The sequence below is a fragment of the uncultured Sulfitobacter sp. genome, from assembly GCF_947499945.1.
Classification (GTDB): Bacteria; Pseudomonadota; Alphaproteobacteria; order Rhodobacterales; family Rhodobacteraceae; genus Sulfitobacter.
The window spans coordinates 1,527,562-1,553,426 of sequence record NZ_CANMQD010000001.1; the positions used below are offsets into that span (position 1 = coordinate 1,527,562).

A 25,865-nucleotide genomic window follows, 5' to 3' on the forward strand; every position below is an offset into this window, starting at 1 on the left:
GCCCTTGTATTGCGCCTGTCTTGGATAGGACCCCCAGACACCCCCGTCAATAAACCCATCTCACTTGCTGTACGGCGCGAAACCCGATACGCCACCCGCGAAACGCGACAAAGGAAGAGATCATGTCTGCACCCAAAAAAGTTGTGCTCGCCTACTCCGGTGGCCTCGATACCTCGATCATCCTCAAATGGCTCCAGACCGAATATGGTTGTGAGGTTGTAACCTTCACCGCTGATCTGGGTCAGGGCGAAGAGTTGGAGCCTGCGCGCGCCAAAGCGGAGATGATGGGTGCGTCGGAGATTTACGTCGAAGATGTCCGCGAAGAGTTTGTGCGTGATTTTGTATTCCCGATGTTCCGTGCCAATGCAGTTTACGAAGGGCTGTACTTGTTGGGCACTTCCATCGCGCGTCCGCTGATCTCTAAACGTCTGGTTGAGATTGCCCATGAGACTGGCGCAGATGCCGTAGCCCACGGTGCGACTGGCAAAGGTAACGATCAGGTTCGGTTCGAGTTGGCCGCCTACGCCCTAGATCCTAACATCAAAGTAATTGCCCCATGGCGCGAATGGGATTTGACCAGCCGCACCAAGTTGCTTGAGTTTGCAGAGCAGAACCAGATCCCCGTTGCAAAAGACAAGCGCGGCGAAGCGCCCTTCTCGGTTGATGCGAACCTATTACATACCTCGTCAGAGGGCAAAGTTCTGGAAGATCCTGCCGTAGATGCGCCAGAGTATGTTTACCAGCGCACCGTCGCGCCAGAGGATGCACCAAACGAGCCTGAGTATGTTGAAGTCGGATTCGAACGCGGCGATGCGGTTTCCGTGAATGGCGATAACCTCTCCCCCGCTGAAGTGCTGACCAAGCTGAACGAGCTGGGCGGCAAACACGGCTGTGGTCGTCTTGATCTGGTTGAAGGCCGTTTCGTTGGCATGAAATCACGCGGTATCTATGAGACACCCGGCGGCACGCTGTTACTCGAAGCGCACCGTGCAATCGAATCTATCACGCTGGACCGTGGCGCAATGCATCTCAAAGACCAGCTAATGCCGCAATACGCCGAGTTAATTTACAACGGTTTCTGGTTCTCGCCAGAACGCACAATGCTGCAAGCCGCCATCGACGCCAGCCAAACACACGTCACAGGTACTGTTCGTTTGAAACTTTACAAAGGACATGTGCGCACCGTTGGGCGCTGGTCTGATTACAGCCTCTATTCCGAGGCGCATGTAACGTTTGAAGATGATGCGGGAGCCTACGATCAAAAAGACGCGGCAGGATTTATCCAACTTAACGCACTCCGCCTAAAGCTGTTGGCCGCACGCGACAAGCGGATGAAGTAGAGACGCGCCAATCCTGCTTCGTCCTAAACCAAAAAATAGCGACCCAGACTGAGAGAGCCTGGGTCGCTTACTCGTTAACCATACCGGAAACCGGCTACACAACCGTAGTTGCATAGATACTGTTTAAGAACGCTGAACATTTAACAGCGGAATTTATCCAATCACGGGGAAATGCGGGCATCACGTAACCCTGAGTAGTAAGGGAGCGCGGCATCCAGTATGGATCTGAGTGTTTCTGGCACTTCTGGCAATGGCCCTTCTGCCCCCGCAATTCCAGTGCTTTTGTGCACCGCCCCATACCAGTGTTTCGCCCAGACACCGTCCTCTGCTCTTGGGCCAGCAGGCCATTTGAGCATTGCAGGATCAAATGGCAAATTAATCGCCTTACACAGTGCACGTAGCATCATTTCAGGCTGGGCCCGAATATCAGTGCTGTCGATCACAATCCCGCCCAGCTTGTTGTAGATTTCTGCTTGCTGAACAAATCCGATGTCTTTCAATGTTGGCGCTTCGCGTTTGGCAGCATAGCTCGCAATAACACGCGCAGGGTGCCTGATCAGGTGCACATTCACGCAATCCTTGGCCCAGTCCAGCGGGAAGTTAGACAGCATGTGATGTGGCATATGCTTCATATAGATATGCGGTGTGCCGTCTCTCTTGCAGGTTTCTGCAATGCTATGCGGGTCGGTTTCATGCCCCGCAACGATTTCAGCCGTCATGGGGTGGTCCGCGCCCGTGGCCAAAAGATAGGCCGCATAGAACGGCTCATCCATAATCGAAAAGTCAGCCCTCGCCCCAAATGCGTACATCATTGCCGTGCTCAAGTTACGCGGGCCGGACCACATTGCTATTCGCATCTTCATATCCTCTGAAACGTTCACGCTATTCTGCGGGTTTAGGTCGCACACATCACGGTAAACTGAATACACCAGATCGTGAAAATGCCAATCGCCCGTTGCGTGCTAGGATCATTCGGTCCAGCCTTTGGAAAAATGGAGAGTATTGTGAACATCATCGAGAATCTCAAAGTCTTCAGTCTTGCAGGACTGATTGTAGTGGGCCTTTTCGTCCAAGCAATGCCTGCACAGGCCGCAGGTTCCGAAACACTCACCGTTGCCGGAGGGTGCTTTTGGTGCGTTGAAGCTGATTTCGAAACGGTAGAAGGTGTCACCGATGCTGTCTCCGGCTATGCTGGTGGGGCCACGTCGAACCCGACCTACAAGGAGGTCACTGGGGGTAACACAGGTCACTACGAAGTTGTCCAAATTACCTTCGATCCAGCCATCGTGAGCGCAGACACCCTTCTCGATCTCTTTTTTCGCTCGGTTGATCCGACGGACGCCGGAGGTCAGTTTTGTGACCGTGGCCTCAGCTATCGCACTGCAGTTTTTGCAACTGACAATCAGAAAACAGCAGCGGAGAACGCAAAGGCTGATGCTGAAAAAGAGCTAGGCAAAGAAGTCGTTACGCCAGTTTTGAGCGCGACCAAGTTTTACCCCGCAGAGGCCTACCATCAGGATTATGCTAAAGGTAAGAAACTGGTACTCACACGCTTTGGCCCCAAAAGCCAAGCAAACGCATACAAAGCGTATCGCAAAGCCTGCGGTCGTGACGCACGGGTAAAAGAACTGTGGGGGTCGGCAGCTCCGTTTGTGGATTAAATCCCGAAATGGTCCTGAATTTCCTTGAGGTCAGGGATCACATCCGCAGTGCCGCGCCGCGTCACCATGAGGGCACCTGCTTTGAGCGCAAGGTCAATTGCTACCTCCATTTCCATACCGCGATCCAAGGCCGCAACCAGATAACCTGTAAAGGTATCACCAGCGCCAGTAGTATCCACAGCATCTGCAGGATAAGCGTCAAAGTGCTTTTCCCCTGCATTAGAGACCCATCTGCAACCTTTTGCGCCTAATGTAATCACAACGTCCGCAACGCCCAGCGCTTCAGCGGGTTTGCCTGTAGAGGCCTCCAACTGTGCCGCCTCAACCTCATTGAGAACGAGCAAATCAATACGACCTAACAAGCGCTCGATCGCAGCCGCCTCAAAAGGTGCGGCGGCATAGGCGACACGCAAACCCAGTGATTTCGCTGTAGTCGCCGCATATTCCTGACCATTGGTTTCATTCTGCATGAGCAGAAAATCTTTGTGCGACGCTTCGGACAGGGCAGCGCCGATAATTGCTTCTGTAAGGTGCACATTTGCCCCTTGAAACAGAACGATACTGTTCTCACCCTCCGGATCTATCACAATATTTGCGTGGCCCGTTGGCACTTCGATCTGAGCGATATGTGGGGTGTCGACGCCGTATTCTATCAATCGGTCGCGAGTCCAGCGTCCATCCGGACCAATCGCACCGATATGGGAAACACGTGCGGCAGCACGGGCCGCCGCGACCGACATATTCGCACCCTTTCCACCAAGCCCGAACCCATAGCTGAGCGCTGCCAGTGTTTCGCCAGGCGCAGGTAAATGAGGCACCTCATAAAAGTTATCGATATTGATCGAGCCGAGGTTCCAGATCATCCGCCCACCTTGGAGGCTGCGAGGATCGCCATGTTGAGAATATCGTTTGTCGTCGATGTGGAGGAAGCAATCTGAATCGACTGATCCAGCCCCGTGAGGATCGGACCGATTACTGTCGCCCCTGCCATTTCCTGCATCAACTTGACCGAAATACTGGCAGAGTGTCGGGCGGGCACAACCAATATATTCGCCGGACCTGTCAAGCGGGAGAAAGGATATTTTTTCTGGCTCTCGACATTGAGTGCGACATCAACGGTCATTTCACCCTCAAACTCAAAATCGACGCCACGACTATCAAGAACGTCGGGCGCTAAGTGCATCTTCTCTGCCCGTTCGGACACAGGATAGCCAAAGGTTGAAAAGCTAACAAATGCCACACGCGGCTCCAGCCCCAGATGCCGCGCAACACGTGCGCCACTTTCTGCAATATTGGCAAGGTCCTCCGCATCGGGCCATTCATGCACAAGCGTATCGCCAATCAACACAATCCGGCCCTTGTGGAGTACAGCCGTAATCCCAGCGGCCCCCGCTTTTGCATTGGCATCGAACACATGATTGATCCGGTCCAAAACATGCGCTGATTTACGGGTCGCTCCAGTCACAAGGCCGTCTCCGTGCCCATGTGCCAGCATCAAGGCCGCAAATACATGACGGTCCGTTGCAGCAAGGCGGTGAATGTCTTTGCTATCAAAGCCGCGGCGCTGAAGGCGTTTGTAGAGGAATGATTTATACATATCCAAATGCTGGGTGTTGCCCGCATTAACGACTTCCAATTCCCGCGTCGCGTCTTCCATGCCAGCCTTGATCAGCTTTGCCTTCACATCGTCGGCGCGACCAACAACCAGCGCTTTTCCCAACCCTTGCCGCTGATACATCACAGCTGCGCGGAGCACTTTTGGATCATCACCCTCTGCGAAAATCATACGCGCTTGATTTGTCCGAGCACGTGCATTGATACCCCGCATCACGTTTGCTGTCGGATCAAGACGGGATTTCAAGCTTTGCTCATAGGCATCCATATCAATGATGGGACGGCGCGCAGCCCCCGTATCCATCCCCGCCTTTGCAACAGCAGGTGGAATGCGGTGGATCAAGCGCGGGTCAAATGGCGTCGGAATGATATAGTCACGGCCAAAGCTTAGGTTCTTGCCGTAGGCGAGCGCCACTTCGTCCGGCACGTCCTCACGCGCCAGCTGGGCAAGGGCGTGGGCGCAGGCGATCTTCATCTCATCGTTGATGGCGCGTGCATTGATATCCAGCGCCCCACGAAAAAGATAAGGAAAGCCGAGGACATTATTCACCTGGTTCGGGTAATCACTACGCCCTGTTGCAACGATGGCATCGGCACGCACAGCGTGTGCTTCTTCTGGCGTTATCTCGGGATCGGGGTTCGCCATGGCAAAAATTACGGGATAGTCGGCCATGCTCGCAACCATCTCGGGCGTAACGGCACCTTTGACCGACACACCAAGAAACACATCAGCGCCATCCATCGCGTCGGCAAGGCTTCGCGCCTCCGTGGTGGCGGCATGGGCTGACTTCCACTGATTCATACCTTCGGTACGACCCTGATAAATCACACCTTTGGTATCACACATGATACAATTGTTGTGCCGGGCACCCATTGCTTTGAGCAACTCAAGACAGGCAATGCCAGCAGCCCCCGCACCATTGAGAACTATGCGCACATCTTCAATTTTCTTGCCCGATATCTTGAGCGCATTAAGCAAACCAGCCGCACAGATAACAGCAGTGCCATGCTGGTCATCGTGAAAAACGGGGATGTCCATTTCTTCTTTCAGACGCTGCTCAATGATGAAACACTCGGGCGCCTTGATATCTTCGAGGTTGATGCCACCAAATGTCGGGCCCATCAACTTGACCGCATTAATGAAGGCTTCGGTGTCTTCGGTGTCCAGTTCAAGGTCGATCGAGTTCACATCGGCAAACCGTTTGAACAATACGGCCTTCCCCTCCATCACAGGTTTGGACGCCAGAGCACCAAGATTGCCAAGGCCCAGAACAGCAGTCCCATTTGAAATAACAGCGACTAGGTTTCCCTTGTTGGTATAGTCGTATGCCAGCTGCGGGTCGGCAGCGATTGCCTCACAAGGGACCGCAACACCCGGAGAATACGCAAGCGACAAGTCACGCTGCGTCGCCATTGGAACTGTGGCGGAAATCTCGAACTTTCCCGGTGTAGGCTCAAGGTGAAAGGCAAGTGCCTCTTCGGATGTTACTTTGTTTTTGGTCACAGGCTTGGCACTCTCAATTTGATTTTATCTTTCATAGCTGGCGCCGCGTCTGCGCACAATCAGGCGACAAACCTTAGCCAATCATGGTTGGCAACAAATGCATCGTGGCGTTCAGGAAAATCGGCGGCAAGGCGCGACAGTGCCCAGCGGATGACTTGTGCACGCTCGCAGCGATTTGCGCACCAAATTATCCTGATAAGGGTCTGCCAGCGCGCTGGATCTGCCTTGAATGCTTGCTCAAGGGCGATAAGTTCCGATTTCGGTTGATCCAACGCTTTGTGGCAATCGGCACATAAGATACACAGATCCAGGTCGGCAGTGACCATCTTCTCGTGCTGAGCCAGAAGAGCCAGCGCCCGAGCGGCGGCGCCTGCCTTGAGGACGCGGTCGCCCAGCACATGAAGACTTTTCGGGTCAGGCATGGTTGGTATCTGACCCAGCACCGTTACGATAAAAGACACCACTTGGGCCGCGCCAAAATCAGAGACGGCTGTTGGAACAATCCCCTCAGTTTTAAACTGAGGCTCAGCCAACGTGTCGTCATTGTTGAAGTCCGCAAAGAAATTGAGGTAGCGACACTGGCTTGCATGCGCGAGAGGCCAAAAATCTGCCCAACGTGTCTTGGCGGTCTGTAGGGTACCAAGCTCAATTACGAAAGCATCGGGATTGGCAAACAGCATATTCGTAAAGCCCGCACCGTGGTTCGAGATCATCATTTCGGCCTGCGCCATCAATGCAACTTGCTCCAATGGCTCAAGATCTTCGAACACTACATATTCAAACCCAAACCGCTGCAAATGCTCCAGCAACAAATCCTGCCCCGCCAATGGACGCGGCCTGCTTTGTGCGCTCCCCCGACCAATAAAGAACCGTTTTGGCAGATACCCAAAATCGCGCCCTTCTATTGCCTTGAGCGCCCGCTCTCTCAACGCGAGCAAAGGAGTGCTTACTGCGTTCATTGCTAACACGGGTAGAAAATCGATGCTGCCAAAGATGTGACCCTCAGGCGCAATATCCGCCAGCTTTTCCAGATCAGTTTGGGGCATTTGGCACATACCGCCGATAAAGTTATAGGCAGTCAACACGAGGTCATAGTCTTTCGGAGTGCGCTCAAAGAATACCCGCCCCAAGAATTCAGGGAATAACGCAGCAACAAAAGCGTCGGCAAATTCACGGTGCTTTTCTTCCTGATTTGGGAAGTGAAAATAGATGTTTCCCTGAAATCCAACGTCATCAAGAACACACAGATGACTCAGTGATTCTGTGATGAAATGATAATAGTTGAAGGTGTTCCGACACTCGATAGCGAAGTCCAAATCAGACTCTAAAAAGGTTTTTTCTTCACCAATTTTCCGACCTTCATTCCCTGATCGGCATTTTTTGAGATAGGCGTTAAGAGCTTCGATTGATGGCCTTTCCTCGCTATCATTCTCCAACCGAAAGCTATTAAATAGTCGCGTTGCAGATGCACCAGACAGCACAAGTTTGTCACCCGCCATCGCGTGCGATTTACGAAAACTGGCACGCTCGATCACTGCGGGCACTGCGTTGATTTCCACCGCACTCTTAAACCGCTTATGGCGGTCCACAGATCTAACAAACGATCGGATTTTTTCGTTAATTTCAGGGTGGGCACTCACGGCGAAACCGACAATCGTGGCTGGTGGGATCGTGCGCCAGAAAAACTTGGGTCGTCTAAGTAGCTTGAGGCCCTCATCCTGCCACGGGTTGAGGAACAGCGCTTCTGGATCTGCGGAAAGGTCAATCTTGTTGCGCACAGGTTTCAACCTCTATCGGAGGAATTGGAGGTTGTTCTAACACATTCACCGCACTCGTCCATCCGGTTGGCCCCCTTCCCTCCTTTGCTGTGGTTTTGTAAGGACGTAGGATGCGAGGGGGAAGCATATGAACACCGCGACAGTTACGCCAATGATGGCCCAGTACTTGGAGATCAAATCCGGCTATCCGGATGCTCTCCTGTTTTATCGTATGGGTGATTTTTATGAGTTGTTCTTCGACGACGCCGTCGCAGCTGCCGAAGCGCTTGATATCGCCCTGACCAAACGTGGCAAACATGATGGCAGTGATATCCCTATGTGTGGTGTTCCTGTCCACGCAGCCGAAGGATATCTCCTCACCCTGATCCGAAAAGGGTTTCGCGTCGCCGTAGGTGAGCAGCTAGAGACCCCCGCCGAAGCGAAAAAACGCGGCAACAAATCTGTGGTTAAGCGCGATGTTGTCCGCCTCGTTACACCTGGCACGTTGACCGAAGAATCATTACTCGAAGCGCGACGGCACAATTACCTCGCCGCATTTGCTGACGTGCGCGATACGCATGCGCTTGCGTGGGTCGATATTTCGACAGGCGCTTTTCATGTCATGACCGTTCCACTCGTGCGCCTAGGTCCAGAACTTGCCCGCCTCGCCCCATCCGAACTTTTGATTGCGGAAGGAAAAGAAGGTGAGCACCGCGAGCTTGAAGCCGAGTTTGGCTTGTCCCTCACCTCACTGGCCCGTGCGAGTTTTGACAGTACGGGCGCGGAGGCGCGGCTGTGCTCGCTGTTCGGCGTGTCGTCTCTTGATGCATTCGGCAGTTTTGACCGCGCCGAAGTGTCCGCGATGGGTGCCTTGATCGAATATCTCGATATGACCCAGAAGGGCAATCTGCCGCTGTTGCGCAAACCTGTGAAAGAGGCCGAAGCGCGAACAATCCAGATTGATGCTGCGACACGGCGCAATCTGGAACTTACCCATTCACTTTCTGGTGGCCGATCAGGCACTCTTCTCTCTGTAATGGACCGAACTGTCACAGCTTCTGGTGCGCGACTGTTGGAGCGTCGCATTTCAAGTCCTTCACGTGTGTTAGAGACGATTCACGCACGGCTTTACGCAATTGACTTTGCTATGGGAAATCCAAGGGTCGCCCAAGACATTCGTGACCGCTTGCGTTCTGTGCCAGACCTTGAACGCGCATTGTCGCGGCTTTCCCTTGATCGTGGTGGGCCGCGGGACCTTGCTGCGATCCGAAATGGCCTATCCGAAGCCGCTTACCTTAATCAGACGCTTCAAGCCCTTGATTTACCACCCCTGTTGAGTTCTGCCGTAACAAATCTTGCAGGGCATGACGAACTTGTCGACCTTTTGGACGAGGCTTTGATCGCTGAGCCGCCCCTACTTGTTCGGGACGGTGGCTTCATCGCGCAAGGTTATCGAGAAGAGCTAGATGAAGTCCGCCAGCTTCGCGATGAAGGACGGAGTGTCGTGGCAAACATGCAGGCCCAATTCGTCACTGATACAGGTATTTCGGCTCTAAAGATCAAACACAACAATGTGCTGGGCTACTTTATCGAGACGACGTCGACCCATGCAGAAAAGATGTTGTCGCCCCCGCTGTCCGACAAATTCATCCACAGACAGACAACGGCCAATCAGGTGCGCTTTACCACTGTGGAATTGTCAGAACTTGAGACAAAAATTCTCAACGCTGGCAATCATGCCGTTGAATTGGAAAAGCATCTCTATGCGGGCCTTAGGGAAGCAATCTTGGTGAAGTCTGGCGAAATTGGAGCGACCTCTGCGGCGCTGGCAGAGCTTGATTTAGCTGCCGCACTCGCCGATCTGGCACAGTCAGAGAATTGGGTAAAACCTCTTGTCGACAATTCCCGCGCATTCGACATTCAAGGGGGGCGGCATCCCGTGGTTGAACGTGCCTTGGCCCAACAGTCAGGCATTCAATTTGTGGCGAATGATTGCAATCTGAGCGCTGACACCGATGCCGCAATCTGGTTGCTCACTGGTCCGAACATGGCGGGTAAGTCGACCTACCTCCGTCAAAATGCACTCATGGCACTGATCGCTCAAATGGGTAGCTATGTTCCCGCACGCTCTGCCCACATCGGTTTAGTTAGCCAGTTGTTCAGCCGCGTTGGTGCATCTGATGATTTGGCACGTGGTCGATCAACCTTTATGGTCGAAATGGTTGAGACTGCTGCGATCCTCAACCAAGCGGACGATCGCGCGTTAGTAATTCTTGACGAGATCGGGCGCGGCACAGCGACTTACGATGGCCTGTCTATTGCATGGGCCACGCTGGAGCATCTCCATGACGTAAATCGCGCACGCGCTCTGTTCGCCACGCACTACCATGAGATGACAGCACTGGCTGGAAAACTGGACGGGGTCGATAATGCAACTGTTACGGTCAAGGAGTGGGAAGGCGAGGTCATCTTCCTGCATGAAGTGAAAAAAGGAGCGGCCGATCGCTCTTATGGTGTTCAGGTCGCACAGCTTGCTGGCTTACCTCCTGCGGTCATCGCTCGCGCACGGGTCGTTCTAGAGGCGTTGGAAAAGGGTGAACGTGAGGGCGGTGCGACGCAAAAGACGTTGATCGACGATCTACCGTTGTTCGCAACTGCCCAGACCCCACCACCAATGTCCCTGAAGGTGTCAGCTCTAGACAGTATGATGGATGACATTATGCCAGATGAGCTAACGCCGCGCGAAGCGCTGGACTTAATCTACAAATTGAAAGAGGCGGCCAAAACCTGACCGCCTCCTCCATATCGTAAACACTAAAATGTTTAGCCAGGTGTAGAGGATACGCCAACTTGCGCAGGACGCAGTAAACGATCATGCAGCATGAACCCTTCAGCAGCGACCTGAATGATATCGCCAGCTTTGGTGTTTGGAACTGGTGCTTCGAACATCGCCTGATGTACCTTGGGGTCAAAACGATCACCAACTTCTGGTGTCACGGACACGATCCCATGCTTTTTGAAGACCGAAAGAAGCTCTCGCATCGTCAGATCAATACCTTCAAGAAGCGGACCTGAAACAGCGCGCTGCTCCTCTGTGGCCGCTTCCAGTGCACGCTTCATATTGTCATAGACCGACAGCATATCACGGGCGAGCTTTGAGCCACCGTAGTTCTCGGCCTCACGGCGATCCTTATCAGACCGCTTACGCGCGTTCTCGGCATCGGCGAGCGCGCGCTGAAAACGATCTTTGTACTGATCGCGTTCTGCCATTACTTCTTCGAGAGCCAGTTCGGCCTCATCAATTTCTTCCATCTCGTCCGCATAAGCTTCTGCTTCTGCGGCTTCGGGATCATCCAGAAAATCGTTCGGGTCTGCCATTTTTCACCTCTAACTCCGGTCGGAAATTAGCTTTCCGACCAGTTGCGCCGTGTAGTTCACAATCGGCACGATACGTCCATAGTTCAGGCGCGTTGGGCCAATAACACCCACAGCACCGATGATCTTACGATCAGAGTTCATATATGGGGAAACTACCAAAGAGGAACCCGAAAGTGAGAAAAGTTTGTTCTCAGAGCCAATAAAAATGCGCACACCATCACCATCTTCGGCCAATTCAAGGAAATCAGCGATATCACGCTTGCGCTCAAGGTCATCGAAGAGGCTCCGCACCTTCTCCAAATCTTGCGCTTCGCCACTTCCAGTGAGAAGATTTGCACGGCCCCGCACGATAAGCCGCTCTGGCTGGTCCTCTCCACTTTCCCAAATCACAAGGCCACTCTCGACCAGTTCAGCTGCAAGGGTGTCGATTTCTTGACGGCGTCTTTTCATTTCCGTCTTGATGGTGCGCTGAAGCTCGCTCAGGGTTTTCCCCTCAACCAGGGAGTTCAAAAAATTCGCGGCTTCGCGCATGGAACTGGGGGTTTGTCCATGCGGCGGTGTAAACAGCCGGTTTTCAACATGCCCGTCAGAAAATACCAAAACCGCCAAAGCACGATCATGGGACAACGAAACAAATTCGATATGTTTGATCGGCGCTTCATGCTTGGGCGCGAGGACAAGTGATGCACCCTGCGTCACACCCGACAAGGCAGTGCCAAGACGATCAAGCATACCCGTTACATCATCTTCATTTCGACCCATCGTGGCATCAATCTGGGCGCGGTCACCCACATCTGGATTGCCAACTTCGAGCAATCCATCGACAAACATCCGCAAGCCCATTTGGGTCGGCACACGCCCTGCACTTGCATGAGGGCTATCGAGCAGACCCAGATATTCCAGATCCTGCATCACGTTGCGGATCGTTGCCGCGCTGACCTTCTCCGAGAAGTCGCGGGTGAGCGTTCTGGAACCCACAGGATCTCCATTTGCAAGATACCCTTCGACCACGCGACGAAACACTTCGCGAGAGCGATCATTCATTTCCTGCAAAAGGCCCGAGGTGTCTGTCATACTGTCACATTAAGGGTGCGGGGGTTGCATCTGCAAGGGACGGAGAGGTATCTCCAAGCTCAAATCAAACAAAAGGAATATTCCATGCGCCCATCCGGTCGGAAACTTGACGAAATGCGTGACGTCTCTGTCGAGGTTGGCTTCACGAAACACGCCGAAGGCTCCGCCCTGATCAAAATGGGCGATACACATGTTCTTTGTACCGCGTCGATTGAGCCGCGGGTACCTTCGTTTATCAAAGGCTCCGGCCTTGGTTGGGTCACAGCAGAATATGGTATGCTGCCGCGCGCGACCAACACACGGATGCGCCGCGAAGCGGCAGCGGGTAAGCAAGGCGGGCGCACGGTAGAAATCCAGCGCCTGATTGGCCGTTCCCTGCGCGCAGGTGTTGACCGCGTGGCACTGGGAGAACGCCAGATCACGGTAGATTGCGATGTACTTCAGGCGGATGGCGGCACGCGGTGCGCCTCTATTACAGGGGGTTGGATCGCCCTCCGGCTTGCGGTGAACAAACTAATGAAAGCTGGCGATGTAATGAGTGATCCGATGCTCGATCCTGTGGCTGCGATCAGCTGTGGCATTTATGCGGGTCAGCCTGTTCTAGATCTTGATTATCCAGAGGACTCTGAGGCAGGCGTGGATGGTAATTTTATTATGACCGAAAGCGGTCAAATGATTGAAACCCAGATGAGCGCTGAGGGCTCCACCTATTCCCGCGGCCAGATGAACGAACTCATCGACTTGGCTGAGAAAGGTATTGCAGAATTGACTGCAATCCAGAAAACGGTCTGCTCATGAGCCGTAAGTTTGAAGGGGAACGCATTCTCATTGCCACTCACAACGCTGGCAAACTAGAAGAGATGCAGGAACTGTTTGCGCCACTTGGCATCACGGTTGTCGGCGCAAAAGAATTGGGTCTGGAAGAGCCGGAAGAAACCGAAGACACCTTTATCGGTAATGCGCGGATCAAAGCGCATGCAGCAGTCAAGGCGACTGGCCTCCCTGCATTGGCAGACGACAGTGGCATTCAGGTTGCCGCCTTGGACAATGCCCCCGGCGTCTATACGGCTGATTGGGCAGAAACTCCCCATGGCCGTGACTTTGTCATGGCGATGCACAAGACACATGATCTTTTGGAAAAGGCGAACGCCCCTTACCCTCGCGCGGCGCGGTTTTGCGCAACGCTGGTCTTGGCCTGGCCTGACGGACACGACGAGGTTGTCGAAGGTTTTGTCGACGGGACGTTCGTTTGGCCAATGCGCGGCGAAACAGGTCACGGCTATGATCCGATCTTCCAACTCGTTGGTGAGACACGAACCTTCGCCGAGATGAGCCATGATGAAAAGAATAAGATAAGCCACCGCGCTGATGCGTTCACCAAACTTCTGGCCCAGTGCTTTGATCGTTAAACCCGCTTTTTCAGAGGATTGGCGGCAAGGTGGCTTTGGCATCTATATTCATTGGCCCTTTTGCGAAGCAAAGTGCCCGTACTGTGACTTTAACAGCCATGTTTCGCGGAACATCGATCAATCTGCTTGGAAAATGGCCTACCTTGCCGAGCTAGAGCGATGTGCAACCGAAACACCAGGACGGACTGTTACCGCGGTTTTCTTCGGAGGTGGCACCCCAAGCTTGATGAACCCCGATACAGTCGCCGCTGTGATCGCAAAGATCAAAGCACTTTGGCCAACAGCAAATGATCTGGAGATCACACTTGAGGCGAATCCAGGCTCTGTCGAAGCGGGTCGTTTTGTGGCGTATCGTGACGGTGGAGTGTCCAGAATTTCGATGGGCATCCAAGCGCTGAATGACGTCGATCTGAAACGACTTGGCAGGATACATTCAGTCTCCGAAGCCCTAGCTGCATTTGAGATTGCGCGAAATACGTTCGAGCGCGTCAGCTTTGACCTCATATATGCACGCCAGGATCAAAGCCTCAAAGATTGGGAAGCCGAACTAAGACAGGCTCTAACCTTATCAATAGATCATCTTTCACTGTATCAGTTAACAGTCGAAGACGGCACAGCTTTTGGTGACCGTTATGCAGTTGGAAAACTACGGGGCCTTCCAGATGATGACCTCGGCGCGGACATGTTTGACCTGACGCAGGACGTATGTGGAGCAGCGGGTATGCCCGCATATGAAGTATCAAACCACGCACGGGATGGTGCACAGTCACGGCATAATCTGATCTATTGGCGGTATGGTGACTACCTTGGAATTGGTCCCGGTGCACACGGACGGCTTACGGTAAACGGTCTGAGGCACGCAACTACTTGTTTTAGCAATCCGAAGCGTTGGCTCGACGCCGTTGAAGAGGGCGCAGCAGAGCAAAGTAGGGAATCCTTGTCCATTGAGGATGAAGCTACGGAGTTTCTCCTGATGGGCCTTCGGTTACGAACCGGTATTGATGTTAATCGGTATGCGGCTCTTGCGCAGAAACCGTTAGATGCGGCTGCTGTGACCCACCTAACGGACATTGGTATGATTGAAGCCTCAGAATCTATATTAAGGGTTACAGATCAAGGGTTTAGAGTTCTAAACTCTGTGATATTTGCGCTTCTGACTGACTAAGTTGCACTCAACAATCTGCAGAGCTCGTCGAGCTCCTCCAGCGTCTTATAGCTGACAGTCAACTTGCCGCTTTCCTGCCCCGGCTTGTGCGTGAGTGAGACGGCCATCCCCAGATTGGCCGCAAGATCGCCTTCTAACGCTTTGGTATCAGCGTCTTTGTCAGCTTCGTCCGATGTGCCCGTGGGCTTATCCTTTGCTGGACCAGCAAGTTCCTTTTTCACAAGTGCTTCCGTCGCCCGCACTGAAAGCCCTCCCTTGATGATCTGCTGGGCCAGCTTCAAAGGGTCCTGTGCGGGAATCAAGGCACGCGCATGGCCTGCACTAATCTTTCCCTCACGCAAAAGCTCGAGAACAGATATTGGGAGATTGAGCAGGCGCAAAAGATTCGCAATATGACTGCGGCTCTTACCTAATGCCTCAGCCATCCTCTCTTGGGTATGGCCAAATTTATCCATTAATTGCTTATAGCCGGCCGCCTCTTCAGCAGCATTCAGGTCCGCGCGCTGAATGTTCTCAATAATTGCAACTTCGAGAACTTCGATATCCGTGAATTCCCGTATGATCACCGGCAGTTCGTGGAGCTGCGCCATCTGCGCTGCACGCCAACGGCGCTCTCCCGCGACGATTTCATAGTCGCCGTTTGCACGCACACGTACGATCAGGGGTTGTAAGACACCCTTCTCTTTTATTGAAGCTGCCAAATCATCAAGGTCATCCTGAACAAATTGTTTCCGCGGCTGATCTGGGTTCGCTGAAATTCGCTCAATTGGTATCATCTGATCCGCTGCCGAAGGTCCCTTAGCAGCGACAGTTTCTGTTTCACTCACATCTGCCATCAGCGCAGACAATCCACGGCCAAGACCCCGTTTACGATCATTCTTATTAGACATGCTGCACCTCTTTTACGGCTGTTTGATTATTCTTTATGAGTTCTTCCGCAAGACTCCGATAAGCCTGAGCGCCCTTGGACAAGGTATCGTATGCAAGAACGGGCATGGCGAAACTCGGCGCCTCGCTTACGCGTACATTTCTTGGAATCATTGTCTTAAAGACAAGGTCTCCCAGATTGTCACGTGCATCCTGCTCAACCTGTTGCGATAGATTATTCCGTCGATCATACATTGTTAAAACGACGCCTTCGATCCGTAAATTCTTATTCCCAGATTGGCGGACTTCCCGAATGGTAAGCATCAGCTGAGATAATCCCTCAAGAGCGAAAAACTCACTCTGCAAAGGGACAAGAACAGAGTGCGCTCCGATCATCGCGTTCACCGTCAAAAGATTAAGAGAGGGAGGGCAGTCAATCAGGATGTAATCAAAATTAAATGCATCCATTTGCGTTTGACGCAGCGCATCGTGTAGCAAAAAGCTACGCTTTTCGTTGGACAACAGATCTAGATCAGCAGAGCTCAAATCTACAGTTGCAGGGACGATGAAAAGGTTTTCCGTCGGCGTTTTTAGAATGACCTCGTTAAGGTCAACGTCTTCAAGTAATAATTCGTAGGTCGTGAATTCCCGATCATCCAAACTGATGCCTAAACCCGTTGATGCGTTACCTTGTGGGTCTAGGTCGATAACCAGCACACGTTGCCCTTTTTCAGCCAAGGCTGCCGCTAGATTAATGGTTGTTGTCGTTTTACCTACGCCGCCTTTCTGGTTTGCAACTGCTATAATTTTTGGACCACTTGGCCGAGAGAGATCAGACACGCGTAAGCTCCTTAATCTTCAGAATTGTAGCTTCAGGATTGGTTTCACTCTTAACAACTTCGATATCGTATGACCAAAGTTTCTTTGCATTTTCGTGCTCTCGCTCCCATTGCGTTCCCTTTGGAAACAACGCGACTCCCGTCGTCGACAGGTGGCGCTCTGCGTGAGTAAACAACCCGTTCAAATCATCCAGTGCGCGCGCTGACATAACCTCAGCTCCAAGCGGTTGCATTTTCTCTACCCGCTCCGCAAGAACTTTTATGTTGAGTCCCAACTCGCGGTTTACAGTTCTAAGAAATGCACACTTCCTCTGATCGCTGTCCACCAATATAAAGGAACGGTCTGACATCTTTTCTTTTGCCATAATCGCGGCAACAATACCGGGAAATCCCCCGCCACTTCCAATGTCGAGCCAGGTGCCTTCTTCTGGCGCAAGATCGTAAATTTGAACAGAGTCTATAATATGCCGGTCCCATATCTGAGAAGCGTCGCCAGAAGAGACCAAATTTATTTTTTTTGTCCACTTCAACACAAGCTTCTCAAATTCACGGAGGCGCTCTATTGTTTCACGTGAAACATCCGTTAATGATCTGTGATCTTTCATGCTGATTTCTTTACCTGGCCCTTACGGATTACAGCCAAAACTAACGTCAAAGCAGCAGGAGTCATTCCATCAATGCGGGAGGCTTGTGCTAGATTCTCAGGACGCGCTGCAATCATCTTAGACTTGAGCTCATTAGATAAACCCTCGATTATCGAATAGTCGAGTGAAAGCGGAATACGCTCACCTTCGTCTTTACGGAGCAACGCAACGTCGTTTTCCTGCCGTTTGATATAATTGGCATACAGCGCGTCTTTTGAAATCTGCTCTCCGATATGATCCGCAACATCATCAAGATCTGGATCTAAGGCACGAATATCAGAGAAGTTAACATTCTGAAATGAAAGGAGCTGAAACCCTGTACGCCGCTGGCCATCCTGATTAATAGCGATGCCAACAGTATTGGCCTCTTTTGGTGTAAATGTTTTACTCTCTAAGAATTTACGACATTCTGTCAGGCTCTGCATCTTTCCCTCAAAAATCTTAGCACGCTCTATCGAAACACAGCCGAGCTTGATACCTTGACCCGTCAACCGCTGATCCGCGTTATCGGCTCTGAGCGACAGCCTGAATTCTGCCCTTGAGGTAAACATCCTATACGGCTCCGTTACACCTCTAGTCGTAAGATCATCAATCATCACCCCGATGTAGCTATTCGTGCGGCTGAAAATGACAGGCTCACGCCCGCTTACAGCCAGAGCAGCGTTAAGGCCCGCAACAAGGCCTTGCGCCGCAGCCTCCTCATAGCCTGTTGTACCGTTTATCTGCCCTGCCAGATATAGACCACTTACTTCCTTAAGCTCCATAGTTTGGCTTAATGCCCTCGGATCAACATAATCATACTCAATTGCGTACCCAGGTTGAAGAATTTTTACCGCATCGAGACCTTTGATCGATCTGACGTAGTCTTCTTGAACATCAACTGGGAGTGAAGTCGAAATCCCATTTGGATAAATCGTTGGATCGTCCAGTCCCTCGGGCTCCAAAAAGATCTGATGTGACGTTCTGTCGGCAAATCGCACGATCTTATCTTCAATAGAAGGGCAATACCTCGGGCCCACTCCATCAATGTGACCGCCGTACATCGCTGAGCGGCTCAAATTCTCGCGAATAATATCGTGTGTTTTCTCATTTGTATGAGTTATCCCACAAGATATTTGACGTGCGCCTGCTTTCTTCGACATAAAGGAGAATAGTGTTGGAACATCATCAGCGGGCTGCATCTCCAAGCCGTCCCAGTTAATTGTCCGCCCATCTAGCCGTGGGGGAGTACCTGTTTTTAACCGCCCTAGTTTTAGTCCAAGATCATCGATCCGCTCCGCAAGTTTTTGGGACGGATTATCACCCATCCGGCCTCCTGCTTTTTGAATATCACCAATATGGATAACCCCCCGCAAGAATGTTCCAGTAGTTAGAACAACCGCACCTGCGGCAATTGAACTCCCTGACGCCAGCTTAACACCGCAAACACGCGAACCCTTCGTCAAGAAATCGACAGCTTCACCCTCAATGATTTCAATAAGCGGGTGTGCTTCTATCTCAAAAAGCATGAATTTACGGTATATATTTCGATCAGCTTGCGTTCTAGGTCCCTGTACAGCAGGCCCCTTCCGGCGGTTTAATAGCCGAAATTGAATACCCGCTGCATCAGCCACACGCCCCATCAACCCGTCGAGAGCATCGATTTCACGAACTAGATGGCCTTTTCCAAGTCCGCCAATTGCGGGATTGCAAGACATCACGCCAATCGTCTTGCGCGACATCGTGATTAGTGCCGTTCGAGCACCCATCCGAGCGGAGGCATGCGCTGCGTCGGTACCGGCATGACCGCCGCCGATTACTATGACATCAAAATGTTTCACGTGAAACAATCCTCACTTTCCAAGGCAAAAACTAGCAAATATCTCGTCTAACAGATTCTCTGCGTCAATGCGACCAACAAGAACTTCGAGCGCATGTATCCCGATATGCAACTCAGCTGCTGCAATATCATAAATATCTGGACCACTTTGGAGTAACTTCTGAGTTTCCAAAATACAATCACGAGCGGTAGTCATCGCATGGGCATGTCTCGCATGTGTTGCAAGACCAACACCAGAAGCCATACCAGAAAGTATTTTTTCAACATCACTTAAAAGTTGATCTACCCCTAATCCGGATTTTCCAGAAACAGCAGGGTAGCTTCCCCCAGTGATATCGGCCTTCGCTTTCAGAACGATATCATCATGAGCAGGGTCAAAAGGCGGATCTGCGCCTTCCTCCAACAAAAATACCCTCAGATCGGCATCAGCGGCACGCCGCAAGGCCAATTCAACCCCAAGAGTTTCAATTTCATCGGTACTCTCACGTATCCCTGCTGTATCAAGCAAAGTCACAGCCAGTCCGCCAAGGTCCATCCGGACTTCGATCACATCTCGTGTTGTTCCGGCGACGTTCGAAGTAATTGCAGCTTCGCGGCCCGCCAACCTATTCAGTAGGGTTGATTTCCCAACATTAGGCGCCCCTACAATCGCCACTTCAAAACCAGTTCTTATGCGTTCTGCTGCTTTTGTTCCTTCAATTTCAACAGACAACTCATCTTCAACTACAGCAAGGAGGTCGTTAACTTCGTCACTAACATCAATGGGGACATCCTCATCTGCGAAATCTATAGTTGCTTCGAGGAGTGCTGCCGCACGAATTAAGGACCCCCGCCAATGATCAACCTTCGATCCTAGCGCGCCAGATAGAACACGGAGGGCTTGCTTGCGCTGCGCCTCAGTCTCAGCTTCGATCAGATCAGCAAGTCCTTCAACTTGAACAAGATCTAGCCGTCCATTCTCCAGCGCACGCCGCGTAAATTCACCTGGCTCAGCTAAGCGTACTCCCTCAAAAAGGCTAAGCTCTTCGAGCACGCGCCGCATGATCGCTATACTTCCGTGTAAATGAAGTTCAACGACATCCTCACCAGTAAAGCTCTCTGGTCCAGAGAAACTTAAGATCAACGCCTGATCAATAAAGCCTCCATCACGGTCTTTGATCATCCGCAACGCTGTCGCACGTGGTTTAGGTAATGATCCCACCATCTGCGTACAGATTTCATGCGCCAACGGGCCAGAAACCCGCACAACGGCCACCCCTGCGCGGCCCATTGCAGTTGCTTGGGCAAAAATAGTATCCATCGACCTAAGCCTTTGAATTTATGTGACGTTTTAGGTATTCATAGAATCAAAGAAGTCAGCATTAGTCTTTGTTTGCTTCAACTTGGATATCAGAAATTCAATACCATCTGTAGTCCCCATCGGGTTGAGGATGCGGCGCAGTACAAAAGTTTTCTGCAAGTCAACTTTATCGACCAGCAGCTCCTCTTTGCGCGTACCTGATTTGAGAATGTCGATGGCAGGAAATACGCGTTTGTCTGCGATTTTGCGATCCAGCACGATCTCGGAGTTACCTGTCCCTTTAAACTCTTCAAAGATGACTTCGTCCATCCGGCTACCAGTATCGATCAGCGCTGTTGCAATGATCGTTAATGAACCACCCTCTTCAATGTTGCGAGCCGCGCCAAAGAAACGCTTCGGACGTTGCAGAGCGTTGGCATCCACACCACCGGTCAGAACTTTACCCGATGACGGTACAACCGTGTTGAACGCTCGACCCAGACGCGTCACCGAATCAAGCAGGATGACAACATCACGCTTATGCTCAACCAGTCGTTTCGCCTTTTCAATGACCATTTCAGACACGGCAACATGACGCGTCGCTGGCTCATCGAAAGTTGAGGACACAACCTCACCCTTCACAGACCGCTGCATGTCTGTAACTTCCTCAGGCCGCTCATCAATAAGCAAGACGATCAAGTAGCACTCAGGATGGTTCTTTTCGATGGAGTTGGCAATGTTTTGCAGCAAGACGGTTTTACCTGTCCGCGGGGGCGCCACGATCAGAGAACGCTGGCCTTTACCGATGGGCGCTACCAGATCAATGATACGCGCAGAGCGATCCTTAACTGTCGGGTCATCCACTTCCATTTTCAGCCGCTCATCAGGATAAAGCGGTGTCAGATTCTCAAACGCAACTTTGTGACGCGCCTTGTCAGGGTCTTCAAAGTTAATGAGCGTCACCTCGGTCAACGCAAAGTACCGCTCGGTATCGTCAGGGGCCTTAATCAGCCCGTCAATAGTATCTCCTGTCCGCAAGGAATGCTGGCGGATCATGTCAGGCGAAACGTAGATATCGTCGGGACCCGGCAAGTAGTTCGCTTCGGGTGAACGCAAAAAGCCAAAGCCGTCCTGCAACACTTCGAGAACGCCGTCCCCCGAGATTTCCCAACCTTCATCCGCACGTTCGCGCAAGATTTGGAACATCATCTCACCCTTGCGCATCGTGGATGCGTTTTCAATCTCCAGCTCTTCCGCCATGGACAGCAGTGCTTTGGGAGATTGCTTTTTCAGGTCGGCAAGGTTGAGGGTCTCAAGTGTCATGCAAATATCCTTGGCCCGCGCAAAAGCGATCATAGGCCGGTCGGTAAATTGTGTCGGGTTGATCCATCCTCGGACGAGGTGATGAGCATCCAATACGTGGGGTTTGGTCGCCTGTCAATAAACGCGCGATTTAGAACTTAACCGTAACAGAGAACACAATCACAATCATCAGCAGCGTCGGCACCTCGTTCATGATCCGGTACTGCCTGCCTGTGGTAGAGTTTTTACCAACCTGGAACCCCCGCATCCTGCGCATCAGCCAAACATGAAAAACCGTCATCGCAATCACGCTTGCCCCCTTGAGCCATGGCCAGACGTCACCCCAAAATACAATTCCGGGCGTTACAACAAGCAAAAGACCAAACAGCCAAGTTGCCATCATCGCGGGCTGCATAATCACTTTTGCCAGTTTGTATTCCATCATGGCAAAAAGTTCATGGGTCTCTCCACTCAGACCTGCCCGCTCGGTGTGGTGCACCATCAAGCGAGGGAGGTAGAACAGTGCTGCCATCCATGAGATCACGGACATGATATGAAGCCCTTTGATCCAGGGATAGGCCAGACTCAAGATATCACTCATATTATTCTCTCCCTCTCAGACCTTCTCTTTATAATAATAAAGATAGAAAGAAAGATTGTTGATTTAAGTAGGTAGCAGGATTCCTGTGGATTAAATGGTTATGCACAGGAATGACTGGTCAGAACAAACTGAGCAGAACTATTGTTAACAAGATACTAATTTCTAATTTATTAAATATAAATCAGATACTTATGGAGTAAATCTTCATTTTGAGCGTGTGGGTAACTCTGTGTGTTATCTTCAGTTAATGAAAGTTACCAAATGGTAAAATTATCCTTATCCACCGTGGGCGAATCTCTGGCTAAGGTGGTGGAAATGACACCTTATCCCCCTCTTGAACCCAAACCCGTTATTGTCGACAAGTTGTTGTTAAGAACATCTTAAGATTATGCATGAGTTATCCCCATGAGTGTCCACATCATCCTTGCCTCAGGTTCCAGTATTAGGACCCAGATGCTCAGCCAAGCAGCGGTTCCTCACGAGGTCCAACTGGCGCGGGTGGACGAGGATATGATGAAGGCATCGCTCATCGCAGAGGGTGCCCCGCCTCGCGATATTGCCGATGCTTTGGCAGAAATGAAAGCGTCAAAGGTCAGTGATAAAAACCCCGGTGCTTTGGTGATAGGCTGTGATCAGGTTCTAGAGCATAACGGAACGCTTCTGAGTAAGCCTGAAACACCCCAAGAGGCACTTGCGCAGCTCAAGCGGATGCGCGGAGACCGACATACGCTATTATCCGCTGCCGTGATCTTTGAAGATGGCAAACCGTTGTGGCGACATATTGGTGTTGTGCGTCTACGGATGCGTGATGCGAGTGATGCATATCTCGAAGAATACGTTGAACGTAATTGGGAGAGCATCCGCCACGCCGTAGGCGCTTACAAGCTTGAAGAGGAAGGCGTGCGGCTTTTCTCGCGTATTGAAGGCGATTACTTTAATGTGCTTGGCATGCCCTTGTTGGAAATCCTGAATTACCTCACCCTTCGTGGAGACATTGCCCAATGACCGAACTGCCTCGCATCCCTTTGGCTGGTGTTATCGGCGCTCCGATAGCCCATTCAAAATCGCCACAGCTGCACCGTCACTGGCTTAAGACTTATGGAATTGCAGGCCATTATATCCCGATGGAGGTCAGCAATGACAATCTGGAAAATGTGCTCCGCACCCTGCCCCAAATGGGATTTGTGGGCGTTAACATTACAATTCCACACAAAGAAAAGGTAATGGAAATCGCCGATCTGGTGACGGATCGTGCGATCCTGATTGGTGCTGCAAACACGCTAATTTTTCGCAAAGATGGAAAGATTCACGCGGATAACACAGATGGCTATGGCTTCATTGAAAATCTGAAAGCGGGTGCACCGCAATGGAACCCACGGTCTGGTCCGGCTGCTGTCCTTGGTGCGGGCGGCGCTGCGCGGGCAGTTATCTCATCGCTGCTTGAAGCGGGAGTTCCAGAAATCATGCTCTCTAACCGGACAAGGGTAAGAGCCGATAAGCTTAAACAGGATTTTGGAAGTCGTATTCGTGTCTATGAGTGGGTTCAGGCAGGCAATATGATTGATGATGCCGACCTGTTGGTGAACACAACATCGCTCGGGATGATTGGAAAGTCAGAGCTGCGCGTGCCGCTTGATGGTCTGCGCTCGTCTACAATCGTCACTGACCTCGTCTATGCACCGCTCAAGACCAAACTCCTCGCCACAGCAGAGGATTATGGCTGTGCCACTGTTGATGGTCTTGGAATGTTGCTGCATCAGGCCGTGCCTGCTTTTGAGCGTTGGTTTGGTCGCCGTCCCGAAGTGGACCGTGCCACACGCGCAGCGGCATTACGTTGATGTTTAAGCTTGGCCTGACAGGCTCCATCGGGATGGGTAAATCCACCACCGCGCAGATGTTTGTTGATGAGGGTTGTGCGCTTTGGGATGCAGACGCGGCTGTGCACCGTCTCTATGCAAAAGGCGGTGCAGCTGTTGCTCCATTTGCCCAAGCTTTTCCTGAAGCAGTTATTGATGGTGCCGTTTCGCGTACTGTACTCAAAGATATCATTGGCCGTGACCAAAATGCGCTCAAGCGGATTGAGGCCATCGTTCATCCACTTGTCGGACAGGATCGCGCGGCGTTCCTTGCTAAGACGGATGCTGACATTGTCGTGTTAGATATTCCGCTACTGTTTGAAACGGGTGGCGATGCTCGTGTGGACGCAACCGCCTGTGTATTTGTGGATGACTCGACACAAGAGGCACGTGTGATGGAGCGGGGTACGATGACGCGTGAGCAGTTCCTCAGCATCAAGGCAAAGCAACTCCCCGCATCAGAAAAATGTGCTCGCGCTACTTATGTGATCGAGACAGACACACTTGAACACGCTCACGCCCAAGTGCAGAAAATCGTTGAAACTATTCGGAGCCAGTTAAATGCGTGAGATCGTCCTTGATACCGAAACTACAGGTTTTGACCCCAAGACAGGCGACCGGATTGTCGAGATTGGGGCGGTTGAATTGATGCGGCATGTCGCGACTGGTGTCACATTTCATGAATACATCAATCCAGAGCGAAGCATGCCCGACGACGCCTTCCAGGTGCACGGTCTTGGCGATGATTTCCTTCGGGACAAGCCCAAGTTTGCGGCGGTGGGGCAGGCGTTCCTCGACTTTGTGGGCGACAGCAAAATGATCATTCACAACGCCGCCTTTGATATGAAGTTTCTGAATTTTGAACTGGCCAAGATAGGCCTGCGACAGCTTCCTTGGGAACAGGCGGTGGATACGCTTGCAATCGCCCGAAAGAAGTTTCCCGGCTCACCGTCTTCCCTCGACGCGCTTTGTCGGCGCTTTGGCATCAATAACGATGCGCGTACGCTTCACGGTGCCCTGCTCGACAGTGAAATTCTGGCCGAAGTGTATTTAGAGTTGATTGGCGGTAAGCAGCCTGACTTTGGCCTGTCTACCCGTGCCGCGCCGAAAGTAGGTGAAGTAAGCACCGAGTGGACACCGCGCCCGCGCCCCACACCCCTGCCCTCACGGCTCACTGAAAAAGAAAACGCCGCCCACGCCGAGTTTGTCGGCAAGTTGGGCGGCGGTGCTGTTTGGCTAAAAAGCTAATCGGATTAAGCGTCGGCGGTGGTCGCAGCTTCTGCTTGACGGCGCTCGATTTCACCACGGTACAGGGCAACAAAATCGATATTCTCAAGGTTGAGCGGCGGGAAGCCACCGTCACGTGTCACGTCACTCACGATGCGGCGCAAGAACGGGAAGATCATGCGCGGACATTCAATAAGAAGGAACGGGTGCAACTGGTCTTCGGGAACCTGTTGAATGTCAAAGATGCCGACATAGTCAATTTCCAGCGCAAACAGAGTTGTATCCGCGCCTTTTGCCTTTGATGTCACGTTGAGCTTGATCGCTGTTTCGTACTGGTTCTCGGCAGTACGTTTTTTCGCATCAAGGTTCACTTGGACCTGTACATCAGGCTGCACATCGGACGGTGCCCCTTTTTGCGCCATGATATTCTCGAATGACATGTCACGGATGAATTGACCCAAAACGCGCAGTTGTGGGGATGCTGGTTGTGTTGCTTCGGCCTCGGCCATATCGGCTCTCCTCTTTGGAG

24 protein-coding genes are annotated in these 25,865 nt (G+C 51.9%); 10 read left to right on the forward strand and 14 right to left on the reverse strand.

Annotated features, from left to right (window positions below):
- Window positions 1-122: 122 nt before the first annotated feature.
- Window positions 123-1,340: an argininosuccinate synthase gene (locus Q0775_RS07635; protein WP_298858926.1), complete on the forward strand. Its 1,218-nt coding sequence runs from the start codon at window positions 123-125 to the stop codon at window positions 1,338-1,340.
- A gap of 161 nt (window positions 1,341-1,501) precedes the next feature.
- Here the strand turns inward: Q0775_RS07635 and Q0775_RS07640 are convergent, their stop codons facing one another.
- Window positions 1,502-2,197 (reverse strand): HAD family hydrolase, encoded by a 696-nt coding sequence (locus Q0775_RS07640; RefSeq protein ID WP_298858927.1) that lies wholly within the window; start codon window positions 2,195-2,197, stop codon window positions 1,502-1,504.
- Window positions 2,198-2,332: 135 nt separating this feature from the next.
- Between Q0775_RS07640 and msrA the strand changes: the two genes are divergently transcribed.
- Window positions 2,333-3,001, forward strand: a complete 669-nt coding sequence (gene msrA, locus Q0775_RS07645) for a peptide-methionine (S)-S-oxide reductase MsrA (RefSeq protein WP_298859986.1) — start codon at window positions 2,333-2,335, stop codon at window positions 2,999-3,001.
- On the opposite strand, the gene Q0775_RS07650 is transcribed toward msrA, so the two are convergent.
- From Q0775_RS07650 to Q0775_RS07660, 3 genes are read right to left on the reverse strand one after another with little or no spacing between them, the layout of a single operon-like run.
- Window positions 2,998-3,864 carry a ribokinase gene (locus Q0775_RS07650; RefSeq protein ID WP_298858928.1) on the reverse strand — a complete coding sequence of 289 codons (867 nt, stop codon included), beginning with the start codon at window positions 3,862-3,864 and terminating at the stop codon, window positions 2,998-3,000. The genes msrA and Q0775_RS07650 overlap by 4 nt on opposite strands.
- Complete coding sequence (locus tag Q0775_RS07655) at window positions 3,861-6,119, reverse strand: NADP-dependent malic enzyme (protein ID WP_298858929.1); 2,259 nt, start codon at window positions 6,117-6,119, stop codon at window positions 3,861-3,863. Before Q0775_RS07655 ends, Q0775_RS07650 begins: the two co-directional genes overlap by 4 nt.
- A 59-nt stretch (window positions 6,120-6,178) precedes the next feature.
- Window positions 6,179-7,897: a glycosyltransferase family 61 protein gene (locus Q0775_RS07660; protein ID WP_298858931.1), complete on the reverse strand. Its 1,719-nt coding sequence runs from the start codon at window positions 7,895-7,897 to the stop codon at window positions 6,179-6,181.
- A 127-nt stretch (window positions 7,898-8,024) separates the two neighbouring features.
- On the opposite strand from Q0775_RS07660, the gene mutS reads away from it, so the two are divergent.
- Complete coding sequence (mutS, locus tag Q0775_RS07665) at window positions 8,025-10,667, forward strand: DNA mismatch repair protein MutS (protein WP_298858933.1); 2,643 nt, start codon at window positions 8,025-8,027, stop codon at window positions 10,665-10,667.
- A 32-nt stretch (window positions 10,668-10,699) separates the two neighbouring features.
- Here mutS and Q0775_RS07670 read toward each other — a convergent pair whose 3' ends face one another.
- Together Q0775_RS07670 and hrcA are read right to left on the reverse strand one after the other, a co-directional pair.
- Window positions 10,700-11,254 carry a nucleotide exchange factor GrpE gene (locus tag Q0775_RS07670; protein WP_298858935.1) on the reverse strand — a complete coding sequence of 185 codons (555 nt, stop codon included), beginning with the start codon at window positions 11,252-11,254 and terminating at the stop codon, window positions 10,700-10,702.
- A 9-nt stretch (window positions 11,255-11,263) separates the two neighbouring features.
- Window positions 11,264-12,328, reverse strand: coding sequence for a heat-inducible transcriptional repressor HrcA (gene hrcA / locus Q0775_RS07675; RefSeq protein ID WP_298858937.1), 1,065 nt, complete (start codon window positions 12,326-12,328; stop codon window positions 11,264-11,266).
- A gap of 84 nt (window positions 12,329-12,412) precedes the next feature.
- On the opposite strand from hrcA, the gene rph reads away from it, so the two are divergent.
- Genes rph through hemW form a run of 3 tightly spaced genes read left to right on the forward strand, consistent with a single transcriptional unit; the run spans window position 12,413 to window position 14,902 of the window.
- Window positions 12,413-13,126: a ribonuclease PH gene (gene rph, locus Q0775_RS07680; protein WP_298858939.1), complete on the forward strand. Its 714-nt coding sequence runs from the start codon at window positions 12,413-12,415 to the stop codon at window positions 13,124-13,126.
- Entirely contained in the window at window positions 13,123-13,737 is a 615-nt protein-coding gene (gene rdgB / locus Q0775_RS07685) for an RdgB/HAM1 family non-canonical purine NTP pyrophosphatase (RefSeq protein ID WP_298858941.1), read from the forward strand. Before rph ends, rdgB begins: the two co-directional genes overlap by 4 nt.
- The gene (gene hemW / locus Q0775_RS07690) at window positions 13,697-14,902 is read left to right on the forward strand and encodes a radical SAM family heme chaperone HemW (RefSeq protein ID WP_298858943.1); all 1,206 of its coding nucleotides are present in this window, start codon (window positions 13,697-13,699) and stop codon (window positions 14,900-14,902) included. The genes rdgB and hemW overlap by 41 nt, the downstream gene beginning before the upstream one ends.
- Here the strand turns inward: hemW and Q0775_RS07695 are convergent.
- The 7 genes from Q0775_RS07695 to Q0775_RS07725 all read right to left on the reverse strand — a co-directional run bounded on the left by Q0775_RS07695 (window position 14,899) and on the right by Q0775_RS07725 (window position 22,253).
- Window positions 14,899-15,792, reverse strand: a complete 894-nt coding sequence (locus tag Q0775_RS07695) for a ParB/RepB/Spo0J family partition protein (RefSeq protein WP_298858945.1) — start codon at window positions 15,790-15,792, stop codon at window positions 14,899-14,901. The two genes, hemW and Q0775_RS07695, sit on opposite strands and share 4 nt — an antisense overlap.
- Window positions 15,785-16,609: an AAA family ATPase gene (locus Q0775_RS07700; protein ID WP_298858947.1), complete on the reverse strand. Its 825-nt coding sequence runs from the start codon at window positions 16,607-16,609 to the stop codon at window positions 15,785-15,787. The genes Q0775_RS07695 and Q0775_RS07700 overlap by 8 nt, the downstream gene beginning before the upstream one ends.
- Window positions 16,602-17,213, reverse strand: coding sequence for a 16S rRNA (guanine(527)-N(7))-methyltransferase RsmG (rsmG, locus tag Q0775_RS07705; RefSeq protein ID WP_298858949.1), 612 nt, complete (start codon window positions 17,211-17,213; stop codon window positions 16,602-16,604). Before rsmG ends, Q0775_RS07700 begins: the two co-directional genes overlap by 8 nt.
- Complete coding sequence (gene mnmG, locus Q0775_RS07710) at window positions 17,210-19,081, reverse strand: tRNA uridine-5-carboxymethylaminomethyl(34) synthesis enzyme MnmG (RefSeq protein WP_298858951.1); 1,872 nt, start codon at window positions 19,079-19,081, stop codon at window positions 17,210-17,212. Before mnmG ends, rsmG begins: the two co-directional genes overlap by 4 nt.
- A gap of 3 nt (window positions 19,082-19,084) precedes the next feature.
- On the reverse strand, window positions 19,085-20,371 hold the full coding sequence (mnmE, locus tag Q0775_RS07715) for a tRNA uridine-5-carboxymethylaminomethyl(34) synthesis GTPase MnmE (RefSeq protein WP_298858953.1): 1,287 nt from the start codon (window positions 20,369-20,371) through the stop codon (window positions 19,085-19,087).
- A 30-nt stretch (window positions 20,372-20,401) separates the two neighbouring features.
- Window positions 20,402-21,673: a transcription termination factor Rho gene (rho, locus tag Q0775_RS07720; protein WP_298858955.1), complete on the reverse strand. Its 1,272-nt coding sequence runs from the start codon at window positions 21,671-21,673 to the stop codon at window positions 20,402-20,404.
- A gap of 130 nt (window positions 21,674-21,803) precedes the next feature.
- Window positions 21,804-22,253 carry a CopD family protein gene (locus Q0775_RS07725; RefSeq protein ID WP_298858957.1) on the reverse strand — a complete coding sequence of 150 codons (450 nt, stop codon included), beginning with the start codon at window positions 22,251-22,253 and terminating at the stop codon, window positions 21,804-21,806.
- 405 nt (window positions 22,254-22,658) lie between these two features.
- Between Q0775_RS07725 and Q0775_RS07730 the strand changes: the two genes are divergently transcribed.
- Genes Q0775_RS07730 through dnaQ form a run of 4 tightly spaced genes read left to right on the forward strand, consistent with a single transcriptional unit; the run spans window position 22,659 to window position 25,357 of the window.
- Window positions 22,659-23,258, forward strand: coding sequence for a nucleoside triphosphate pyrophosphatase (locus Q0775_RS07730; RefSeq protein ID WP_298858959.1), 600 nt, complete (start codon window positions 22,659-22,661; stop codon window positions 23,256-23,258).
- Window positions 23,255-24,091 carry a shikimate dehydrogenase gene (locus tag Q0775_RS07735; protein ID WP_298858961.1) on the forward strand — a complete coding sequence of 279 codons (837 nt, stop codon included), beginning with the start codon at window positions 23,255-23,257 and terminating at the stop codon, window positions 24,089-24,091. Before Q0775_RS07730 ends, Q0775_RS07735 begins: the two co-directional genes overlap by 4 nt.
- Entirely contained in the window at window positions 24,091-24,678 is a 588-nt protein-coding gene (coaE, locus tag Q0775_RS07740; protein ID WP_298858963.1) for a dephospho-CoA kinase, read from the forward strand. Before Q0775_RS07735 ends, coaE begins: the two co-directional genes overlap by 1 nt.
- Window positions 24,671-25,357 carry a DNA polymerase III subunit epsilon gene (gene dnaQ, locus Q0775_RS07745; RefSeq protein ID WP_298858965.1) on the forward strand — a complete coding sequence of 229 codons (687 nt, stop codon included), beginning with the start codon at window positions 24,671-24,673 and terminating at the stop codon, window positions 25,355-25,357. The genes coaE and dnaQ overlap by 8 nt, the downstream gene beginning before the upstream one ends.
- A gap of 5 nt (window positions 25,358-25,362) precedes the next feature.
- Here dnaQ and secB read toward each other — a convergent pair whose 3' ends face one another.
- Complete coding sequence (secB, locus tag Q0775_RS07750) at window positions 25,363-25,845, reverse strand: protein-export chaperone SecB (RefSeq protein ID WP_298858967.1); 483 nt, start codon at window positions 25,843-25,845, stop codon at window positions 25,363-25,365.
- Window positions 25,846-25,865: the final 20 nt, after the last annotated feature.

Bases quoted from the DNA above. Each gene is read 5' to 3' on its own strand.
- rph (WP_298858939.1), top strand. From the start codon at position 12,413: ATGCGCCCATCCGGTCGGAAACTTGACGAAATGCGTGACGTCTCTGTC.
- hemW (WP_298858943.1), top strand. From the start codon at position 13,697: ATGCGTTCACCAAACTTCTGGCCCAGTGCTTTGATCGTTAAACCCGCT.
- dnaQ (WP_298858965.1), top strand. From the start codon at position 24,671: ATGCGTGAGATCGTCCTTGATACCGAAACTACAGGTTTTGACCCCAAG.
- rsmG (WP_298858949.1), bottom strand. From the start codon at position 17,213: ATGAAAGATCACAGATCATTAACGGATGTTTCACGTGAAACAATAGAG.
- Q0775_RS07635 (WP_298858926.1), top strand. From the start codon at position 123: ATGTCTGCACCCAAAAAAGTTGTGCTCGCCTACTCCGGTGGCCTCGAT.
- coaE (WP_298858963.1), top strand. From the start codon at position 24,091: ATGTTTAAGCTTGGCCTGACAGGCTCCATCGGGATGGGTAAATCCACC.
- Q0775_RS07730 (WP_298858959.1), top strand. From the start codon at position 22,659: ATGAGTGTCCACATCATCCTTGCCTCAGGTTCCAGTATTAGGACCCAG.
- msrA (WP_298859986.1), top strand. From the start codon at position 2,333: ATGGAGAGTATTGTGAACATCATCGAGAATCTCAAAGTCTTCAGTCTT.
- secB (WP_298858967.1), bottom strand. From the start codon at position 25,845: ATGGCCGAGGCCGAAGCAACACAACCAGCATCCCCACAACTGCGCGTT.
- Q0775_RS07725 (WP_298858957.1), bottom strand. From the start codon at position 22,253: ATGAGTGATATCTTGAGTCTGGCCTATCCCTGGATCAAAGGGCTTCAT.
- hrcA (WP_298858937.1), bottom strand. From the start codon at position 12,328: ATGACAGACACCTCGGGCCTTTTGCAGGAAATGAATGATCGCTCTCGC.
- Q0775_RS07695 (WP_298858945.1), bottom strand. From the start codon at position 15,792: ATGTCTAATAAGAATGATCGTAAACGGGGTCTTGGCCGTGGATTGTCT.
- Q0775_RS07650 (WP_298858928.1), bottom strand. From the start codon at position 3,864: ATGATCTGGAACCTCGGCTCGATCAATATCGATAACTTTTATGAGGTG.
- rho (WP_298858955.1), bottom strand. From the start codon at position 21,673: ATGACACTTGAGACCCTCAACCTTGCCGACCTGAAAAAGCAATCTCCC.
- Q0775_RS07735 (WP_298858961.1), top strand. From the start codon at position 23,255: ATGACCGAACTGCCTCGCATCCCTTTGGCTGGTGTTATCGGCGCTCCG.
- rdgB (WP_298858941.1), top strand. From the start codon at position 13,123: ATGAGCCGTAAGTTTGAAGGGGAACGCATTCTCATTGCCACTCACAAC.
- mutS (WP_298858933.1), top strand. From the start codon at position 8,025: ATGAACACCGCGACAGTTACGCCAATGATGGCCCAGTACTTGGAGATC.
- mnmE (WP_298858953.1), bottom strand. From the start codon at position 20,371: ATGGATACTATTTTTGCCCAAGCAACTGCAATGGGCCGCGCAGGGGTG.
- Q0775_RS07640 (WP_298858927.1), bottom strand. From the start codon at position 2,197: ATGCGAATAGCAATGTGGTCCGGCCCGCGTAACTTGAGCACGGCAATG.
- Q0775_RS07670 (WP_298858935.1), bottom strand. From the start codon at position 11,254: ATGGCAGACCCGAACGATTTTCTGGATGATCCCGAAGCCGCAGAAGCA.